Source organism: Caldithrix sp. (assembly GCF_056497305.1).
Map to the genome: position 1 here is coordinate 1 of NZ_JBSMDE010000032.1, position 19,687 is coordinate 19,687.

The window sequence follows — 19,687 nt, forward strand, 5'->3', positions numbered from 1 at the left end:
GTTTAATTGTACCACGCTGCTTCTTTTGGTTGATTGCTTTATGTTTATTTATTCTTTTTTTTATAATTTCTTCTGGTAAAAGATAAATAAGCAAACGATTTTTGAGTTTTTGACTGCCAACATAAACCTCTTTTTCCAAAATGGTTAAGCCTTTCTTTTCCATTTCTTTTTTCAATGCGGAAAACTTTATCTCCTGAAATTCATTATTTTTAAATTCATACACCTTGGTTGCTACGTTTAAACGGCTTACATAATAGGCCTTTTTCTTATGTATGGCTTCTAAGACTTGTATGTTCATATAGCCAAGGTCTCTTACGATTAAATCTTTCTCTTTTATTTTATCGAGTGTGTTCTTTGAATTAGTTGCATCTTGATCATTAAATGGATGGAGTGATAAATCAAATATCCTGCCATTGAGGTAATCAAATTCAAATTGAAATCTTACCGCTGCAGAAGAACCGCCGCCACTGCCAGGATAATACCGGATTAATTCTTCATTTATCTGAAATGACGTGGAATCTTTGATTAAAATACGGTTAAAATGTTGTGAATATTTATAATCTTCATCGAGTCTTTTGTTTAATGCTTTTCCTATTACCTCTTTCAAAAAGTATACAGCCTGATCATTTATGCGTTCATCAATACTTTGTTTACTAATACTGATGTTATGATTAATCATGTAATCCACTACAATATCATTTAAACTCTTTGTTTTTAAGTTTTTTGCATGAAATACCATTATGTCCAAAAAATTTTTTGCAGTTATTTTACTTCCAGATCGTTGACTAAATTTTGTCTTTTTAGCTAATTGTTCGATTTCCTCTTCGGAAATAAAGCTCTCTGTTAAATGCTCATGATTTTGGCCAATTTTCTTGAAAATGTTTGCAAAGTCTCTCGTAATACCATCGTTGAAAAAACATTTAAAAAAATAGCTATCCTATTGATATTTTTTGTTTTATTTGTTATATTTCATTCAGGAAAATTAACAGAATTCCAGGCCGATTTCCTCTTGTCATCGGCCTTTTAAAAAAAAGAGGAGGTATTATGAGAATCATAAAAGCCCTCACCAGGAGGGCCTACTTTTTTTAATAAATATTTTGTTTTTAATTTTTGTGTGGTTCTCCTTTAATATACGAAAAGAAACCAATTTAACCAAATTTAAATTATTGTTATTCAATGTTTTAAATGCTTAGCCTGACGGCTATGGGATTGAGGGGGTGAGGGCTAATTCGTGAAATAACTTCCTCTGTTGGAAGAGAAGAATTAAGAGTGTAAGAGTTAAAGGGTTCCGGGGCACCGGCCTGTCAATTTTTAAAGAAGGTTTTTGGTTGCGGCTGTGCTGCATTAGAAGTAGAGAGCTTTAATATCGCCTGAACCTTCGCGCAGAATTTGCGGTTCAGGGCCTGAAAAATCGACAATGGTAGAAGGCTTGTTAAACATCACACCGGCATCCAGAATCAGATCAATTTCGTATCTGAATTGTTCGGCGATTTCCAGAGGGTCGGTGTAATAACCATTGGAGCCCTGAGGCACGCTGGTGCTAAGGATGGGGCGCCCCAACTCATAAACCAGGGCCAGAGCGACAATGGAATTCGGGATGCGAATGCCTACCGTCTTCTGGTTACTCAGTAATAGTTTGGGCACTTTTTTTGTGGCTTTAAGAATAAAAGTGTAAGGCCCGGGAACAACGCGCCGCATGATTTTGTAGGCATAATCGGGCACCAGAGCCCAATCGGCAATATTCTTCATATCGGGCAGAATAAAACTGAGCATTTTGTGGCGCGATTCTTTTTTAATACGCAGCACACGTTCTATGGCCTTTTTGTTCAACAGATCGATGCCTAGACCGTAGATGGTGTCCGTAGGGTAAACAACAATACCGCCGCGTTGTAAGATTTCGGCTGCCCGTTTGATCAACCGTTTCTGGGGATGATCCAGGTAAACATGTTGAATTTCAACTGCCACGTATTAATTCCCTTTAATCTTTCTTAAATTCAATTTACAAAATTTTTCTGTTAAATTCGAATAACAATTTGCCGTGAATGCTGCCAGCCTTTAAATTCTGCCCAATTTCACATTGTTTCAGGGAAGATGGTACACATGACGCGTTTAAAGGCTGATGCGGGTTTGCTTTCGGTTACCTTTTTTTGGGGCACGACGTTTATTGTTTCCAAACTGCTGTTAAAAGAGATTTCCTTAAGCGCTTACATGTTTTTTCGACTGGCGCTGGCAGCCCTGGCCATGGGGTTAATAGCTCTGAAATACAGAAAAGAATGGAATGCGCAGGTTATGCGCCACGGCCTGTTGCTGGGATTGTTGTTGTACACTTCCTATTTTTTTCAGATGTGGGGTATTACTCAAACCAGCGCTTCGAATGCCGGCTTTATTACCGGACTTTCTGTGGTTCTGGTGCCTGTATTTACTTTTTTATTTTTTAAAGAACAAACTTCTCTGCAGGTCTGGGGCAGTGTCTTCTTGGCCATCACTGGTTTACTGATGCTTTCCGGCGCCAATCCATTAAACTGGGCTAAAGGCGACTTAAAGGTCTTTATCTGCGCGGTATTGTTTGCCTTTCATATTATTTTTACCGGGAAATATTCTCGTCTGAACAATATTTATCTGCTCACTGCCGTACAGTTGACGGTCATAGCTATTTTATCCTTGTTTGCTTTTTTGCCACAGGCTGCCAGCCTGCCCGCGCTTTCTTTAAAAAATATTTTGTTGCTCATTTATCTGGCCCTGTTTGGAACCGTGTTTACTTTTTTAATGCAAACTTCCATGCAACGTTTTATCACTGTAGCCCGCACGGCCATTATCTTTTCCATGGAGCCGGTTTTTGCCGCCCTTTTCGCCTATCTGATCGCCGGAGAAAAACTGACTGCCCAGGGGTGGCTGGGCGGAGTGTTCATCGTGCTGGCCATGATCAACGCCGAATTTCCCTACCACAATTTTAAAAAAAACCGATTGTCTTGAAATAATCTTTACCGCCTGCCCGTTGTCAAATAAAGCGTCAGCAATTCAGGGATTGAAATGAAACAGTTGTTACAAGGTCTGTACTTAATCAATCTGGATCAACCTTATGAAGGATTCAGAGACTTTATCAGTAGTTGGGTGCTCCAGCGGGATGGATTAACCATTCTAATTGATCCAGGCCCCTCTTCCACCATTTTGCACCTCTGTTCGGCCCTTAAAAAAGGGGGCATTGAGCACATTGACTTCATTCTGTTAACCCATATCCATATCGATCATGCCGGCGGTACGGGGCTGTTGTTGAAAAAATTTCCCCGGGCGCAGGTCATCTGTCATCCCCGGGCCATTAAACATTTAATCAATCCCGAAAAGCTCTGGCAGGGTTCGTTGCAGGTACTGGGCACCCTGGCAGAATTGTACGGTCCGGTAACCCCTGTGCCAGCTGCTAATCTCGATTTTCAACCTGTTATCCAGACTCCACTTTTTACCATTGAGGCCATAGAAACTCCGGGACATGCCGCACACCATGTGGTGTACCAGATCGAAGATTTGCTCTTTATGGGCGAAGTGGCCGGGGTGAATATCCCTATCCAAAACGGTTATTTACGATTAGCTACCCCTCCGGTTTTTAAATATGAGATTTACAAAGCATCGTTGCTTAAAGCTGCCCAGCTGAAGGTAAATCATCTTTGCTTTGGCCACTATGGGTATCGGAATGATCCACGTATGGTTTTTGATAGCGCTTTAAGACAACTGGACTTGTGGATGGAATTAATTCAGCGTAATATTCAAAAGGGAAATCTGCAGGCAGAGCGCATCTTAGATCAAATATTAAAAAGCGATCCGGCCCTGGCCAGTTTTGGACAGCTGCCTGCCGATATTCAAAAGCGGGAACGTTATTTTTGTTTAAACAGTATTCGGGGAATTATGGACTATGTGATCCATGGTGATTTGCCTGTCCAGTTCTGAATTGTAAATTATTCTTGCTTATTCAAAATTAACCTTTTATATTGCCAGTGATAGAACTTATTCATGACGTTAAGCATGTACAAATTTCATCAATGGGCGATCTTTTCATATCTGATTTTTATTTTCCCCTTCAACCAAATTTTGGGCTATACTTTAATTAAAAACTTAACCACAGGCGATGGGCTTTCTCAAAATACAGTTCAGTGCATTTATCAGGATCATTCCGGTTATTTGTGGTTTGGCACTCAGGGGGGCTTAAGCCGCTTTGATGGTTATGATTTTAAAGTATTCCGCCACGATCCGGCTAATCCCAATAGTTTAAGCAATAATTCCATAACCTCGATTTATGAAGATTCTGAGCACAATTTGTGGATAGGTACCATAAAGGGATTAAATAAGTTTGAACGCTCCCGCCAAAGTTTTACCCACTATTCTTTTGTGGATGTAAGTAAGATTTCAGAATTGCCTGCCAGATTTTTCCCGATTTTTAACAAAAAATATCTGCTTCTTGCTTCAGGAATTGGACTATATTTGTTCCACAAGCAGGAGGAGCGTTCCAGTCGTTTAATTTTACCTGAGTTAAAAACGGACCATCAGTATTTATCAATATTGGATTATGTATGGCAACCCGGCTCAGAGCCCATACTCTGGTTAGCCAGCAGAGGAAATGGATTAATCCGGGCCACCTTTTCAGGCTTTAAGATTATTAACAGTGAACGATTTCGGATCTCGCCCGGCGGAAATGCTACCATACGTTGCTTAGCTGTCCAGAACGATACTTTATGGGTGGGCACCAGTCAGGGGTTGTATTTTTCATCCTTAAAGGTTAAGGCTCCAAAATTTCACCAATGGCAGCCGGGAGGAAAACAACATTTTGGTCAGATTTTTGTGCGAAAAATATGGTTTGACAAAGAGGGACGGTTGCTAATTGGTACCATGCGTCACGGTTTAATGGTATTGGATAAAGGTAAAATAGAAACGATAAATAGCGGCGCTATTTATTCGATTTTCATTGACGCCTTCAAAAGCTTGTGGGTTGGTACATCCGGTGACGGAATTTTTCAGTATTGCTCTAACAAAAACATTTTTAAAAATTACCAGCCTTACTCTTCATTAAAATATGCTTCGCATTTAAATCATATCTGGTCTATTTACCAGGGTCCAAAAGGCAGCATCTGGTTGGGTACCAATCATGGCCTTACATTTTTTAATCCGGATTCGCCGTCTTTGCCTTGCCCGAAAAATTTAAAGTCGTTGGCCCAGAAAATTGGCGATGTTCAGGTCAGAGTTATTAAAAAAGATGCATACGATAATATCTGGATTGGGACATTGGAAAAGGGCCTGTTTCAATTACAAAAAGATGGCACCATTCATCAATTTTCGACGCATTCGCCCGCAGGCTTGAAATTGCCTTTTAATCAGGTTTACTCACTCTGTGAGGACGATCAGCACAATCTATGGATTGGCTTAAATAGCGGGGGACTCAGTCAAGCCATTATTCGAGATGGCCAGATTAAAGAAATAATTAATCATAGAAATTTGAAAATTGCGACTAAAGACAACAGACTTTGGCTGTTGCACATTCTGGAAACACGGCGAGGCCCAGAGAGATATTTATGGTTAGCAACCTGGAATTTTGGGCTTTTGAGATTTAACCCCGCCACATCCCGCATAAAAATGATTTCCACCAGTAATTACCCCGGCTTACTTTCTGACTATATTTTAACTTTACACTACTCTAAGGTTGCTGAGCGGCCTGTTCTGTGGTTGGGTACTTATGGCGGAGGGCTTGCCAGACTTGACCTGAAAGATTACACCATTCATTCCTATCTGGAAAAAGATGGCCTGGCCGATAATGTGGTTTATGCCATTCTGGAAGACCGCTACCACAATTTATGGTTGAGTACCAACCATGGAATATCCGTTTTTAATCCCCAAACAGAACATTTTATTAACTATTCAGTAGAAGACGGTTTACTTTCCAGCGAGTTCAATTTAAATGCAGCTTATAAGTCCAGTGATGGTAAGCTGTTTTTTGGCGGCGTAAACGGAGTAAGCTATATCGAGCCGCGCCTGGCCATTAACGATATCCCTCCTCGGACAAGTATCTCCAGTATTACCATTTATTGTAAAAATCAAAAACGAACGCTCTGGGGGCCGTTTTACAAACCAATTCGATTAAGTCACGATGAAAATGCTCTGGTTATTCATTTCGTCGGGTTACACACCAAAAATCCGAGGAAGAACAAATATGCCTACCAGATGTCTGGCTGGGGGAACAAATGGATTCAGGCTGGTGACCAACGGCAGGTTACATTCTTGAATTTAAAGCCAGGCCGTTATGCTTTTAAAGTGAAGGCCTGTAATTGCGATGGCATCTGGAATGTCAGGCCGGCCAGCGTTATCATCTCTATCGCCCCACCTCTGTGGCAAACAAACTGGGCGATCATTTTCTATTTATTGTGCATTGGTTTTCTTTTATATTATTGGCACCGCAAAAAATTGGCGCAAGAAATAAAAATTGCCCGAATTAAAGAGCAGGAACGTTTAAAAACTAAAAATGAAATAGACCTTGATTTACATGATGATTTAGGCCTGGGTATCTACAGTATCATTCACATTTGCCACGATCGTTTACTTAAAGAATATCATAATAAACAGGCAATGGATACCTATCGTAAAATTTTAAATCTGGCCCAAAGCCTTGATTCCGAATTGCGAGAATACATCTGGGAAATAGAATCCACGCAAAGTACACTATATGATTTGATTGTAAAATTGAGATCCAATGCAGATTTAATCTTTGATGGGGATGAATACGATTTTCAGCTGGAAAATCAGATTACGGATGCTCATAAAATTGAAATTCCTCTGAGAATCCGAAGAGCTATTGTCAATATTGTTAAAGAAGGGATGACTAATATTTTAAAACACTCTGAGTCCTGTGAACAAATTAATTTAAAATTCCAACACAACAAAGAGGGGATTTTGCAAATTACGCTTAGCGATGATGGAGCCGGGTTTGATCTCTCAGAAAATCATTCCGGCAAGGGATTGAGAAGTATGTACCGACGAATAGAAAAAGTAGGTGGCACCCTGAACATAATTTCTGAAAAAGGCAATGGCACAAAACTTATTTTACGCGTAAAACTGTCCTAATGGTTAGTTTTTATGAGATTTTGAATTGTGTATCTTTAATCGTCCCATGAACCAATTCAAGGAATGCTCCATTGATCGATGTGATTTTGGTTGACGATGAAAAAGAGGAATGCGAAATAATTATTGGCTATTTAAAACAAGAAAAGTCAATTCGCTTTTGTGGATATTATGAGAATTGCGAAAAGGCGCTGGCCGATCTGGACCATTCTTTGCCGGATGTAATCTTGCTGGATATTGATATCCCAAAAAAAATTTCGGGCATTGAGGCCATCCCGAAATTTAAAGAGAAGCTACCGGATGTTAAAATTGTCATGTTCACTAAATATGATGGAGACAACTACCTTTTTGAAGCGCTAAAAAACGGGGCAGATGGCTACCTTTTAAAAAGTAGCGGTCCCGAAAGAATCATTAAAATAATTTGTGAAATGTCTAAAGGGCGGGCGCCGATTGATATGAGTATTGCTAATCGGCTGATTCAATATTTTCATGAGAATCCTCCTTCAGAACCTTTAACCAACCGACAAAAAGAAATTCTAAAAAAGGTTGCCGAAGGTAAAACCAATAAGCGAATCGCTGAGGAGTTGTTTATTTCTGTTAGTACGGTTAAGTTTCATATTCAGAATATTTACCACATTCTGCACGTCACCAATAAAGCGGGGGCCATTGCCAAAGCAATACGCAATAGATTGATCGATTTTTGAGGATAGGTTAGGCGAAGTCTGTTCTAAAAAGTCAGCTCTGTAAAACAAAAAAGCCAGGGAAAACCTGGCTTGGTGCGGAGAGGGTGGGATTCGAACCCACGATAGAGGTTTTGCCCCTATACTCGCTTAGCAGGCGAGCGCCTTCAGCCAGCTCGGCCACCTCTCCAATTCTTAATATACCACATTTCGTTTTACAAATTATTTTTAACAAATTTGTAATTTAATTCTATTAACACAATACATCAAATTTTTTTTTGATTTTGAGTACTTTCCCAGCCATATCCGTCGTGATATTAAAATGGAGGATAAAGCTGCCGCGCCCCTACCAAGTTCTTGCTAACGGCGGTATTTCCCGAAAGGGATCCCTACGAAACAAGACCGCTGCCTGAAATCTTACACAAATAAAAACCTTCAAAAAACTTTGCTCTGAACGCCTCTCAGGTAAAACAAAAAACCCCGGCCAGAATTGACCGGGGTTGTAAAGCGGAGGATGAGGGACTCGAACCCACAAGTCCTTTCGGACGGCGGTTTTCAAGACCGCTGCCTTACCAATTAGGCTAATCCTCCGTACACATTTTTTGTTTTAGCTTGCTGATCTTTATTTCCCCAGGTCCTTGCGGTCGTCCCGATTTTCGGGATGCCTTACCAATTAGGCTAATCCTCCGACCACATTTTTTGTTTTAGCTTGCTGATCTTTATTTCCCCAGGTCCTTGCGGTCGTCCCGATTTTCGGGATGCCTTACCAATTAGGCTAATCCTCCGAATGCTGCGCTTTAGGCGCTTTTTTTAAGATGAATTCTCAAGTCCTGGCACACCTCCCTATCTTTGAGATTCCCTAACAGGCAAAAAAATTTTCTCCAGAGCCTGTCAAATTTAATTTAATTTCAAGGAGTTTTCAAATCTTTATTCATTTAAAATTTCGTCTCACAGCTTATTTTGGCCGCCGCTTCTCTGGCGTCAGAATAACCATCTACCGAAACCGCGTCCTTTAAAAATTCGCTGTTCTTTAATAAATCCAGCTTGGCCATGATGGGCTCCAAGCGCTCATACTGCATTAACTCGTTTCTAAATCGGGCGATGTGTGGCAGCCCCTTTAAATAGCCGCTCAAATGCTTGCGCATCTCCACAATACCGCGCCGTTCGCCTTTGTACTCCACGCTCCACAGATAGTGTTTTTTCAGTAATTCCACCCTTTCTTCCAGAGTGGGAGGAGGAGGAATGGTTCCAGTTTCAAAAAACGTTTTCGTGTCGCGGAAAATCCACGGATTGTGAATAGCGCCCCGGCCAATCATTACTGCATCGCAACCGGTTTGTTCAAACATCTGTTTAGCCAGTTGGGGAGTGGTCACATCGCCGTTGCCGATCACCGGAATGGAAACCGCTTCGTTCACCTTTCGAATCCACTCCCAATCGGCCTGACCTTTGTAACCCTGGGCCCGCGTTCTGGCATGCAAGGCAATGGCTTCAATTCCAACGTCTTCAAGACGTTTGGCCACCTCGACGATTTGAATGGACTTTGCATCCCATCCCAGCCGTGTGTTGACGGTAACAGGCCGGGAAACCGCCCGCGCCACGGCTGCGCTGATTTTGATCATTAACGGAATATCTCGTAACAAGCCGGCGCCCGCACCTTTCAAAGCGATCTTGCGCACCGGACAGCCAAAATTAATGTCAATAAAATCGGGTCCCTTTTCCTCGGCCAGTTGAGCAGCCTGCACCATGGCCTCCACACGATTACCATAAATCTGGATGCCAATCGGATGTTCCTCTGGCCTGATGGTCATTTTCAAAAAGGCCTTTTGCGCCTCGCGCACCAGGGCCTCGGAGCTGATAAATTCCGAATAGACCACGTCAGCGCCTAACTCCTTACAAATCATCCGAAACGGGTAATCGCTTACGTTTTCCATGGGCGCTAAAAACAGGCCCTGATTTATTTTATATGTTCCAAATTCGATAGTCATCCTGGCTCGTCATTGTTAATATCTGAGATTGAAATTAAAGAATTTTCCGGTCAAAGTAAAAATGTTTGTACAGTTAAAAGGTTCCAATATCCTGGCGACCGATAAATCCGGCGTCAATATCGTGCCAGAAAGAGATGTCGTCTTCGCCTAACTGCCAGCACAGGAACACTTCCTGGCCATTGGAGCGCAGGGCCGGGAAATCGACCAGTCCCTGTTCAATGCTTTTGATCTGAATTCCTGCGTCAATAATCTGATTTACCAGATTTAAAAATCGACGGTACTGGTGAGGGAACGGTTCCAGAGTGTCCGGATGAAAGCCGGGCTTGTAACGCCCATGATACACGTCAAAACCAACCTGGCTGAGTGCGTTAAAAAGCCGCTGGATTTCCGGCAAAGTTCGCTTTAACTCGGGTAAAAAAGAGCGCGCTTCATCTATGGTAAAATGTTTCTTGAAATGTCGTTTAACCATAGTAACCTTTACCTATTCTGTCTTTTGGGATTAACTGCCTTCTGGCTTTCTCTTACTGATTTTTAAGGCCCGCCATTTGCACAAAAAGCTTAAAGCGGCAGATCGTGAACCCAGGGGGGAAGATGCAAAGTAGCCGGCACTTTGAACGTGCCACACTGCACGGTCAACTGAAAATCTTCTAAGGCGTAATTTTTTTTAATATAGGCCAAGCCCCAATGTTTTTGCCAATGGGGATCAAAAGCGTAGCTGGTCAGGTAACCGATGGCTGCATTTTCCAGATAGACAGGAACCGGAAGCGTTTCCGTAAGTGCGCCCTGTAATTCAATCACCATGAGATATTTTTGCACTTTATCATAGGTATCAAGCCTGGCGATTACCTCCTGCCCGGTGTAGCAGCCCTTGGTAAAACTAACGGCGTGCAGTAAGCGGGCTTCGTGTGGATTGTATTGCTCGTTAATTTCAGAGGCGCTGGCCGGAATTCCGGATTCGATGCGCAAAACATCCCAGGCCTGTCTGCCGATCCATCCGCCCCCAAAACTCTGAACCCCCTGTAAAAGGCGCTGCACACGTTCTGTCTTTTTATCTCCGCAAAAGAGCAAATCAAAGGTAGGCCATTTGGCAAAGCGGTTGCGGATCACCGCCATAAAGGGGTCGCCCTGCTCAAGAATAGAGTAGTCTTCGTCTTCCTGAATGGTTTTTGCAGACAAAGCGCGTAACACATAGGGCGCTTGGGGACCGCTTAATGTTAACAATACAAAATCGTCACTTTTCGATTCGATGCTGACGTCTTCCATGATTACGAAGCGGCTGATCCACTCTTTTAAAGGTTGGGGATCGGCGTGGCAGGAAATGGCCAGTTTTCCCTCTACGAAATGAATCAATTGCACATGATCGATCAGACGGCCACGCGCATCGCAAAATAGGGTTGGTAAATATCCGGCGGCTTCAAACTGTGTCAGATCGTTGGTGCTGATGCGCTGCAAGAGATCAGTAACATCTGCGCCTTTTAAAAACAGCTGGCCTCTAAAACTGGCGTCGTACAGGGCCACCGCTTCACGGGCTTGTCTCAATTCTTCTGCAATGTTTCGATAATTCCTGGGCAACAGCCAATCGCCAAAAGGGAAAAATTCAGCGCCGGCTGTCTGATGGAAATCGTGTAGCAGTAATTTTTTCATGAAATGTTCACAAGCTGATCGTTTAATTGTAAACGTTCAATGACCTCATCATTTAATATGGATCTTTCAATGATCTCATCCACATCTTGCAGGGTAACCCGACCATACCAGATGCCAGCCGGATAAATGACGATGGTAGGCCCCAGTCCGCATTTCCCCAGACAGCCAGCCTTATTGATGCGAAATTTTTTGTGGAGCCCCAGGTCCACCAGCTTCTGTTTGAGCGCCGTTCGAATTTCCGAAGCTCCCGCATTGGCGCACGAAGCTTTTGGCGCGCCATCCGGTCGCTTGTTTTCGCAAACAAAGATGTGTTTTTCTGGAAACTGCATCTGAGCTACTCCTTTTTTCAAACGACCATTCTGGGATCATAATTTTCAAGATAGTGGCGTACGCGTTCCAAAAACTGCGAGCCCATGGCGCCATCGATCAAGCGATGATCAATGGTTAACGAGAGGTACATCATGGGACGGATGGCAATGGCATCGTGAATGACTACCGTTCGTTTTTTAACCGCTCCCACTCCTAAAATGGCCACCTGGGGTTGATTGATGATCGGAAAACCGACCAGGGTGCCAAACACGCCAAAATTGGAAATGGAGAAGGTGCCGTTCTGAATTTCATCGGGTTTTAACTTTTTGCTCCTGGCTCTCAAGGCCACGTCATGAATGGCGCGGGCCAGTCCTAAAAGGTTTTTACTGTCGGCATTGAAAATGTTGGGAACGATCAGGCCGTTTTCCAGAGCCACAGCGATGCCGATATTGTAGTATTTTTTTACCACAATGGTTTCCCCTTCAATGGAAGCGTTCAGCAGGGGGAACTCTTTAAGCGCCTTGACCGTGGCTTCCACAATAAAAGGCGTGTAGGTTAAGCTAAATCCTTCCCGCGCTTTAAAGGCTTTTTTGTTGGTTTTAATGATGGTTTCCACGGCCTGCATATCCACTTCGGTGTACAGACTGACATGAGCCGAGGTCTGTTTGGAATATACCATGTGTTCAGCAATGCGTTTGCGCATGTTGTCCATGGGTAAAACTTCGGTCGGGCCGCCGCTAAACACATTGGCTTCAGCGCTTCTGGTCATGACGGCCGGTTGCGCGCTGCCCTGTTCACGTTGTTCCAGGTATCGCAACAGGTCTTTTTTGGTAACGCGGCCATTGGCTCCGGAACCCGGCAACTGTTCCAGTTCATTCATGGAGATGTTGTGCTGGCGGGCCATGTTCAGCACAACGGGCGTGTAAAAGCGGTTGGTCTGCCGAACTTTTTTGGAGGATGTTCTGGCAGCCGTTTGATGCGCTGTTGCTTCGACCGACTCGGTTTCAGGCGGGGCAGTCTTTGTGGTAACTTCGGGTTCGGCTTCACCTTCCACTTCGATCAGGGCAATCGGCTTACCAACTTCTACCACATCGCCCTCTTTGGCCAGCAACTTTACAAGTCTGCCGGGCACCGGGGTCGGAATTTCCGAATCCACCTTGTCCGTACTGATTTCCAGAATCATTTCGTCATTTTCCAGCCGGTCGCCTTCTTTTTTTAGCCATTTCAAAATAGTTCCTTCTGTAATCGATTCGCCCATCTTGGGCATGAACATTTCCACTGTCTTCATTTTTTAATTCCATTTTTGGTTTAACATTATAACCTGGCTTGATAGTAATTGTTAAGAGTGTAAGAGTTGAATGGTTGATTTGAATTTAGAAAAGGGCAAAACCATTCGTAATTTTTAATTTGTAATTGTAGTATTTCCATTCCAGACGATTTCTCTCCCACACTTTAACTCTTAATAAGCCAGCAACGCTTTAACGGCTTTGACGATGTCTTCGGTCTGGGGCAGGGCCGCTTTTTCCAGCACGGCGCTGAAAGGCACTGGCGTATCGGCTCCGGCTAGGCGCCGAACCGGTCCGTCCAGATACTCAAAAGCTTGCTCGGCAATTTGAGCGGCAATTTCAGCCCCAAAGCCGTGAAACAGAGTGTCTTCGTGAGCGATGAGCACTTTACTGGTTTTTTTAATCGATTGGACAATTGTTTCCATGTCCAGAGGATTGATGGTGCGAATGTCGATGACTTCGATATCGGCGCCTTCCTTTTCTAACAGGCGGGCCGTTTCCAGAGATTTCTGGACCAGCGCGCCCCAGGTGACAATGGTTAGATCCGATCCGGAGCGTTTAACGGCCGCCTTACCAAAAGGCAACAGGTAGTCTTCGTCCGGTTCAGGGGCTGCCGCGTAGCTCTGGCGGTACAGTCCTTTGTGTTCCAGAAAGAGTACCGGATCGTTGGAGCGGATGGCCGTTTTTAACAGGCTCTTGGCATCGGCAGCATTGGAAGGATAGGCGATTTTAATGCCCGGCAAATGCGCAAAAAATCCCTCAATGTTTTGTGAATGACAGAGTCCGCCATGGATGTAACCGCCGACCGGCACGCGAACGACGACCGGCGCGCTCCAGTAATTGTAAGACCTCCAGCGCATGGTGGCCAGCTCATTGCGAATTTGCATCATGGCCGTCCAGATGTAATCGCCAAATTGAATTTCCACCACCGGTTTTAAACCGTACACCGCCATGCCAATGGCCACGCCAATAATGCTGGATTCTGCCAGAGGAGAATTAAAACAGCGGTCTTTACCAAATTGGGTAGAAAGCCCGGAAGTGGCCGTAAAAACCCCGCCTTTTTTGTCGGCTACGTCTTCTCCAAAAACATACATCTTTTCGTTGCGCGCCATCTCTTCTTTTAAAGCGTGATTGATGGCATCAACCATCACCACCCGATCGCCGGAGGGCTCTTTGTGTTCAAAGATCAGATGATCAGTTTCTTCTTGCGGAGCGTACAAATAATCGTACAGGGTTTGCGGATCAGGATCGGCATGTTGCTGAGCTCGTTCGGCCGCTTCGTCCACTTCTTTTTTCACTTCCTGGCGCAAAGTCTGTAATTCTTCAACGGTGAACAAAGCCGATTCGATCAGTAAATTTTCGAACTTGGGAATGGGGTCATTCTTCTGATCTTCTTCCAGCTCTTTTTTGGAGCGATACTTGATTTGCGAGTCCGAAGAAGAGTGGGGCAAAAGGCGGACGGTCTCGGCTTCAATCAGAATAGGGCCGTTGCCTTCCCGCGCCTTACTAACCGCTTCTTTGATGACGCGGTATGATTCAAAAAAATCAGTGCCATCGACCTTGTAACGCGTAAGCCCTTCGTACCCGGCGGTAAAGCGGTAAACCGATCGCCCGGCCATCTGCTCGCTAACGTGGACGGAAATGGCGTATTTGTTGTTCTGAATGACGAAAATGACCGGCAGCTTTTCACGGGCTGCCCAGTTGACCGCTTCATGAAAATCGCCCTGGCTGGTGGTGCCTTCACCGGACGAGACGTACACCACTTCGTCCTTGCCCTGTTTTACAGCGGCCATGGCTGTGCCCACGGCCTGCAGATACTGGGTTCCGGTTGGGCTGGATTGCGAAACAATGTGCAGCCCTTTGTGCCCATAATGGTTAGGCATTTGTCTGCCACCGGAGCTGGGATCGTCCTCTTTGGCCAGAAAGTTCAAAAAGACCTCTTCGGGAGTGACGCCAAATTGCAGTACAAAAGCCAGATCACGGTAATAAGGATAAGCGTAATCGTAACCCGATTGAAAACCGAAACCGGCGGCTGTCTGAATGGCCTCATGCCCGGAACAACCGATGTGGAAAAAACTCTTGCCCTGCTTGAGCATGATGAGCATTTTATCGTCCATGAAACGGGCCAGAATCATGTTGCGGTAAATTCGTTCTAAAGTATCTTTGTTCAATCCCTGTAAATCTGCTTTCTTGGTTTTTACTTCAGGCATTCTCAACCTCTCTTAAATTTCCTTTTCAGAGTTCCTGTTTTCCTTCGCGCTGTTGTTCAGCGCGCAAAATCGCGCAGTTCATCATCAAGTAATCGCGGAAATCGGACACTGGATCGTAATTCCCGGCTTCCAGCCGAACCTGGCACGATTCGGCCGCTTCTTCGCCCCGCGGACAGGGTACGTCCGGAAAAAGGGGACACATGGCTTGATTTTCACTCATTTCTTCATCCTTTTTTTATGCTAAGAATAACTCTAATGCTTCCATTAGGTCTCAAATTATTTAGTAACGAATTTTTAAATAATTTATTCCTACGCTGCTGGCTGATCAAACAAGTCCCCTACGTTTCTCTCAGGCGCATTCGTGTTTCGAATTGCCGGTTTGGCGTAGGGAGTTCCGGCCAACCGTGTTCCACTCCATTCCCAGCGTGCCACATCAAAAGATGTTTTTGTGGCGCTGGAGTCTTGGAATGTTCCGCGATAAGTTTTGCCCACCAGTTTTTCAAAAGGTTTAGAGTAGGTCGGAATGGTCCGGGCTTCAAGAGCTACATGCGTGGCCAGAATGAACATGATGGACAAAAGAAGTTGGGAGCTGTACACTTCTTTGTTTCTATTTGGATTTGTCTTTTTCACTTTTTCGCCTCTGTAGTTTAATCTCTTTAGTTAACATTTCAAAAGGGCTTTCAGGTTCCGGTCAATGATGCGGCCCTCCTTTGTAAGCCTTTTCTCCGGCCGTAATCCGAATATCTAAAACATTTTCAGCAGGCGGTAGGGGACAGGTGGCATATTCGGTAAAAGCACAGGGTGGATTGTAGGCCTTGTTAAAATCAATAATTGTAAAGCCCTGTTCATCCGGAGGATCCACTTCTAAAAATCGTCCGGCGCCGTAAGTTTCCTGCCCGTTAGTTTGATCGGCAAAAATAATAAACAACGGTTCGGTTAACGTATCGGCCAGGGCCTGTAAACGAAAGGTTTTCCCTTCTAAGCGAAACTGCAGCTGGCCTGGTGATCGTGATGGACTTTTGGTGCCCAGCACTGTAGGAACCTGAATGATCCGTGGCTGATCGTAAGGGATGAAACGTGCTTTGACCCGCCACTTCACATCCACAGGAAAGCGCTCAATACCCTTAAACCGTTTAATGGCCGGATTCTGCCGGTCTTTCAGGCGGATGCCAAAACGCTGATCCCGTTTAATGACGTACCAGAGGTAACGGCCGCGTTCCAGACGCGTCGGGCGACCCTGCAGGTCATTGCGCAGGTCGTTTTTTTGCAGAACCGCCTGAGAATCGACCAGGACATGGGCTTGCGGATTTAAGGTAACGCTGACCCGACCATCCTGCAGGAAAAACGTGCCCAGACGTATCTGCCGGTCGTTCTCCGGAAAAACGATGTCGTGCCCCTGGCCAAAGCCAAAAGTGTTTTCGCCCTCTTTCAACCAGTACAAGCCCGCTAAACTCAACCAGCCCTCTGGTTTTGTGAGTCGGGCAACACGTTTTTTATGCCACAGGTCGATTGAAGTTCGGTAGGTTTGTTCATCGACGCCTTCTTGTTTGTTACAGAAAACAGCCACAGCGATGACAAAAAAAATCAAAACAGCAAGACGAATTAGCCGAATCATTTACGATTTTTCCTTAATTTTTGATTAGATTCAAGGGGGCGAGGCGCTTATCCCCTTTTACGATTTAACCATGATCGGACTGCGAAAAATGAAATTTCGATATTTAATGTAATGATCGCTTTTCTTTTCCGCGAAAGAAAGACGTTTCTACCGACGTTATATCTTAGTACAAATAAAAATCCACACCCAGCGACAACGAATACCGATCATCCGTGGATTTAAAACCCGGCGGTTGCAACGCTTCAAGCAGGCCGTACAGCCGGTAGCGGTAAAATGCTGTAACGCCTAAAACAGGCGCTATGTTCAAATGGCTACCGAAACACAAATGCACGTGCGTTCCTGATACGTTTCTTTTCTGCCATTGTTGGTTACGGTATTCGTCCAGGCTGCCCCGACTCCACCCCATTTCCACTCCGTATAGCCAGCTCAGTACGCGGCGGTAATCCACCCACAGCAAGCGGGCGCTTACCCCAGAAGTACGTCCTTGCATGAACACCATTTGCAGGTCTTCATCGTTTGTAGCTGTTGATTCATAATCGTACGAAGCGTCATGGGTGAAATAATGGACGGTAAGGGTGGAAGGCAAGTAAATCTTCCTGGATAGCCTTCGGAAAACCAATCCGCTGTAAAAACTGCTGTTGCCAATAGCCAGAGAAATTCCGGTGTTTCTAAAAACTACGCTTCGCTTTTTGGTGTGAATGATTTTACCTTTATCGCCCTGATATTTAAGCGCAGCGTACAGCGAGCCCAGTGAAAATCCCAGAAGTCCGCCGCCCAATGTGACCACTGTGTAGGTAATAACGCATCCCAAATCGCACACCGACTGATTACGCATTTGCAGCCAGACTAATCCTGCTCCTATTCCCGCGCCGGCTGTGCCGAATAATACGCCGTACTTTGCCACCTGATAAGCATAACGGTTAAAATACAAAATGCTTCTAGCATCCACACTGTCTCGCTGAAAGTTTTGCAACAATGATGGCGATCGGTAATCCAGAGCAGGTGTGACAGTATTTTCCTGCGCCATCAGAGATGAAGATAAAATAAAAATCAAAAATAAAATATGTAGTCGAAACATATACCCCCTGATAATTTTCATATAATTTACATAGAAGGGGCGGTAATAATCAAATTTTGGCTTTTCGGCAAATGCCAGCGGTTTAATTTTAGCAATTTAACAGAGGTAGGTTGAAAAAAAATAATCTAAGGCAGCAGAGCCGCAACTTTTAAAAAACCGCAAAGGTCACCCGTCTGGCACCGGACAGGCCCGTCTGGCAGCACCAGCCTGACAGGCCCGCCAGTCTGGCAAAGCGCAGCCTGACAGGTCTGGCCACCGGACAGGCCATTCATCAATTCAACTAAGGCGCTAGATCCTTTGAAGTAAGTAATTTAACCATGATGCATTTAACCTGAACACAATTGGCAACCGTTGATTTTTTAAGACTGTTAAAAAACCTTGTTTTTTGAGTTTGCGGAAATTTCCTTGAATTGATGTACGTTTGATTTGTTAAGCACGAATTTATTTAGAGGGGGAGAAAAATGCGCATCTTTTTTTTGATTTTCATCCTGATTTCTATCAGCCTGTCGCAAAATATCGGCCAGCCGGCGCCGGATTTTACTTTAACCGACCTGAATGGCGTTCAACATACACTCTCTGATTATCAGGGCAAAATCGTTTACATCTTCTGGTTTGGCTATAGCTGACCTTTTTGCCAGTCTGCAGGTGGCAGCACAGAAACAGGGATTCATCAAAAGTATTCCTCGGATGAAGTTGTGGTCCTGGGCATCGACTGCTGGGATGGTTCCGCCCAGTTCGTCGAAAATTTTAAAAACAGTACCAATCCTCCGCTAACCTACCCTCTGCTACTAAATGGTAGCAAAACGATGCAGGCGTACCAAATCGTACATGATTACAGTACGGTAATAGATCAGGAAGGGATTTTGCGTTACAAAGGTTACGGAGTTGCTTTGAATGAGATTCAACAAACCATTGATGGACTGTTGACAACCGGTTTGGAGAGCGCATCCTCTGTTGCGGGTACCTTTCGATTAATAGGCAATTTCCCCAATCCCTTCAATCCTATTACGACCATTCGCTTCGAATTAAACCGCACCCAACAAATCGAATTGCAAATTTTCGATTCCAGTGGTAGATTAGTTAGACAATTGGTAAAAGGAACGCTTGCCCCTGGTTTGCATGAAGTTTCGTGGGACGGCAGGAATGACCAGCATAAGGCCTTGCCTTCTGGAAGCTATTTTTACCGATTGACAGGCAACAAACAACAAACAAAAAAGATGCTGTTGATCAAATGAAGTTTTTACGCGGATTATTCCTGATCAATTCCCTTATTGTTTTGACTTTTTTTGTGTTACTCTTTACTTCAGAGTCCGAAACCCGTTTAGCCGCTGAATTTACAACCGACATACCCAAACCAGCTGCTTTTAAACTGCTGCTTAAAAATTTAACGGATTCCGGGGAGCGCCTGGACGGAGCAGCCCCGGCTACTGTTAAACTGACTTTCTTTGCTAACGGTAAACTGTTGACCTTGCCGTTCCGTTTACAAAAGGATGAGTCCAATTACCGCCTTTTCTTGTTACCTCAACTACCTGCCGATCGTCTTTTTGCGATTAAAGAGCTAAGCCATCAAATTATTTTAAAGACTCTGGTGGATGGCAGTACCAATGTGCAATGGCAGCTACATTACCGTGTTAATGGCTGGACCGCCCGCTTGTTGAATCGATTTTTCTGGAAACGCGCCCTCAACCAGTTTGTAGAAAAGCGCATTAATGAATTAAAACGTCCGTTTGCCAGTTAACGTTAGAATTTGCCCTGCGACCAGTGAGAGAATTGGAAGACGGAATA

At 44.4% G+C, this 19,687-nt stretch carries 19 protein-coding genes and 2 tRNA genes; 7 read left to right on the forward strand and 14 right to left on the reverse strand.

The window, feature by feature from the left end:
• Together ACWB0I_RS02720 and ACWB0I_RS02725 are read right to left on the reverse strand one after the other, a co-directional pair.
• On the reverse strand, window positions 1–901 hold a 901-nt coding region (locus ACWB0I_RS02720; RefSeq protein WP_479386525.1), incomplete at its 3' end, for an IS4 family transposase.
• Window positions 902–1,344: 443 nt separating this feature from the next.
• Window positions 1,345–1,965: an L-threonylcarbamoyladenylate synthase gene (locus ACWB0I_RS02725; protein WP_479386499.1), complete on the reverse strand. Its 621-nt coding sequence runs from the start codon at window positions 1,963–1,965 to the stop codon at window positions 1,345–1,347.
• Window positions 1,966–2,100: 135 nt separating this feature from the next.
• On the opposite strand from ACWB0I_RS02725, the gene ACWB0I_RS02730 reads away from it, so the two are divergent.
• The 4 genes from ACWB0I_RS02730 (at window position 2,101) to ACWB0I_RS02745 (ending at window position 7,799) form a co-directional block, all read left to right on the forward strand.
• Window positions 2,101–2,973, forward strand: a complete 873-nt coding sequence (locus tag ACWB0I_RS02730; RefSeq protein WP_479386500.1) for a DMT family transporter — start codon at window positions 2,101–2,103, stop codon at window positions 2,971–2,973.
• A gap of 57 nt (window positions 2,974–3,030) precedes the next feature.
• Window positions 3,031–3,939 carry an MBL fold metallo-hydrolase gene (locus ACWB0I_RS02735; protein ID WP_479386501.1) on the forward strand — a complete coding sequence of 303 codons (909 nt, stop codon included), beginning with the start codon at window positions 3,031–3,033 and terminating at the stop codon, window positions 3,937–3,939.
• Between the two features lie 63 nt (window positions 3,940–4,002).
• Entirely contained in the window at window positions 4,003–7,098 is a 3,096-nt protein-coding gene (locus ACWB0I_RS02740; protein WP_479386502.1) for a ligand-binding sensor domain-containing protein, read from the forward strand.
• Between the two features lie 80 nt (window positions 7,099–7,178).
• The gene (locus tag ACWB0I_RS02745) at window positions 7,179–7,799 is read left to right on the forward strand and encodes a response regulator (protein WP_479386526.1); all 621 of its coding nucleotides are present in this window, start codon (window positions 7,179–7,181) and stop codon (window positions 7,797–7,799) included.
• Window positions 7,800–7,874: 75 nt separating this feature from the next.
• Here ACWB0I_RS02745 and ACWB0I_RS02750 read toward each other — a convergent pair.
• From ACWB0I_RS02750 to ACWB0I_RS02805, 12 genes are all read right to left on the reverse strand, one after another.
• Window positions 7,875–7,965 (reverse strand) — tRNA-Ser (locus ACWB0I_RS02750).
• A 318-nt stretch (window positions 7,966–8,283) separates the two neighbouring features.
• A tRNA-Ser gene (locus tag ACWB0I_RS02755) sits at window positions 8,284–8,366 on the reverse strand.
• A gap of 344 nt (window positions 8,367–8,710) precedes the next feature.
• On the reverse strand, window positions 8,711–9,760 hold the full coding sequence (gene dusB, locus ACWB0I_RS02760) for a tRNA dihydrouridine synthase DusB (protein WP_479386503.1): 1,050 nt from the start codon (window positions 9,758–9,760) through the stop codon (window positions 8,711–8,713).
• A gap of 73 nt (window positions 9,761–9,833) precedes the next feature.
• Complete coding sequence (locus ACWB0I_RS02765; protein WP_479386504.1) at window positions 9,834–10,229, reverse strand: DUF2203 family protein; 396 nt, start codon at window positions 10,227–10,229, stop codon at window positions 9,834–9,836.
• 89 nt (window positions 10,230–10,318) lie between these two features.
• Complete coding sequence (ygfZ, locus tag ACWB0I_RS02770) at window positions 10,319–11,404, reverse strand: CAF17-like 4Fe-4S cluster assembly/insertion protein YgfZ (RefSeq protein ID WP_479386505.1); 1,086 nt, start codon at window positions 11,402–11,404, stop codon at window positions 10,319–10,321.
• Entirely contained in the window at window positions 11,401–11,733 is a 333-nt protein-coding gene (locus ACWB0I_RS02775; protein WP_479386506.1) for a (2Fe-2S) ferredoxin domain-containing protein, read from the reverse strand. Before ACWB0I_RS02775 ends, ygfZ begins: the two co-directional genes overlap by 4 nt.
• A 17-nt stretch (window positions 11,734–11,750) precedes the next feature.
• Window positions 11,751–13,001, reverse strand: a complete 1,251-nt coding sequence (locus ACWB0I_RS02780; RefSeq protein ID WP_479386507.1) for a dihydrolipoamide acetyltransferase family protein — start codon at window positions 12,999–13,001, stop codon at window positions 11,751–11,753.
• 171 nt (window positions 13,002–13,172) lie between these two features.
• Window positions 13,173–15,209, reverse strand: a complete 2,037-nt coding sequence (locus ACWB0I_RS02785) for an alpha-ketoacid dehydrogenase subunit alpha/beta (protein ID WP_479386508.1) — start codon at window positions 15,207–15,209, stop codon at window positions 13,173–13,175.
• Window positions 15,210–15,234: 25 nt separating this feature from the next.
• A complete protein-coding gene (locus ACWB0I_RS02790; protein WP_479386509.1) occupies window positions 15,235–15,429 on the reverse strand; it encodes a hypothetical protein in 195 nt (64 codons plus the stop codon).
• A gap of 89 nt (window positions 15,430–15,518) precedes the next feature.
• Window positions 15,519–15,839 carry a hypothetical protein gene (locus tag ACWB0I_RS02795; protein WP_479386510.1) on the reverse strand — a complete coding sequence of 107 codons (321 nt, stop codon included), beginning with the start codon at window positions 15,837–15,839 and terminating at the stop codon, window positions 15,519–15,521.
• 61 nt (window positions 15,840–15,900) lie between these two features.
• Window positions 15,901–16,824: a DUF1684 domain-containing protein gene (locus tag ACWB0I_RS02800; RefSeq protein ID WP_479386511.1), complete on the reverse strand. Its 924-nt coding sequence runs from the start codon at window positions 16,822–16,824 to the stop codon at window positions 15,901–15,903.
• Between the two features lie 163 nt (window positions 16,825–16,987).
• Window positions 16,988–17,902: a hypothetical protein gene (locus ACWB0I_RS02805; protein WP_479386512.1), complete on the reverse strand. Its 915-nt coding sequence runs from the start codon at window positions 17,900–17,902 to the stop codon at window positions 16,988–16,990.
• Window positions 17,903–18,363: 461 nt separating this feature from the next.
• Here ACWB0I_RS02805 and ACWB0I_RS02810 point away from each other — a divergent pair, with 461 nt between their 5' ends.
• The 3 genes from ACWB0I_RS02810 (at window position 18,364) to ACWB0I_RS02820 (ending at window position 19,640) form a co-directional block, all read left to right on the forward strand.
• Window positions 18,364–18,528, forward strand: a complete 165-nt coding sequence (locus ACWB0I_RS02810) for a redoxin domain-containing protein (protein ID WP_479386513.1) — start codon at window positions 18,364–18,366, stop codon at window positions 18,526–18,528.
• Between the two features lie 69 nt (window positions 18,529–18,597).
• Window positions 18,598–19,137 carry a FlgD immunoglobulin-like domain containing protein gene (locus ACWB0I_RS02815; protein ID WP_479386514.1) on the forward strand — a complete coding sequence of 180 codons (540 nt, stop codon included), beginning with the start codon at window positions 18,598–18,600 and terminating at the stop codon, window positions 19,135–19,137.
• Window positions 19,134–19,640: a hypothetical protein gene (locus ACWB0I_RS02820; protein ID WP_479386515.1), complete on the forward strand. Its 507-nt coding sequence runs from the start codon at window positions 19,134–19,136 to the stop codon at window positions 19,638–19,640. Before ACWB0I_RS02815 ends, ACWB0I_RS02820 begins: the two co-directional genes overlap by 4 nt.
• The last annotated feature ends 47 nt before the right edge of the window (window positions 19,641–19,687 follow it).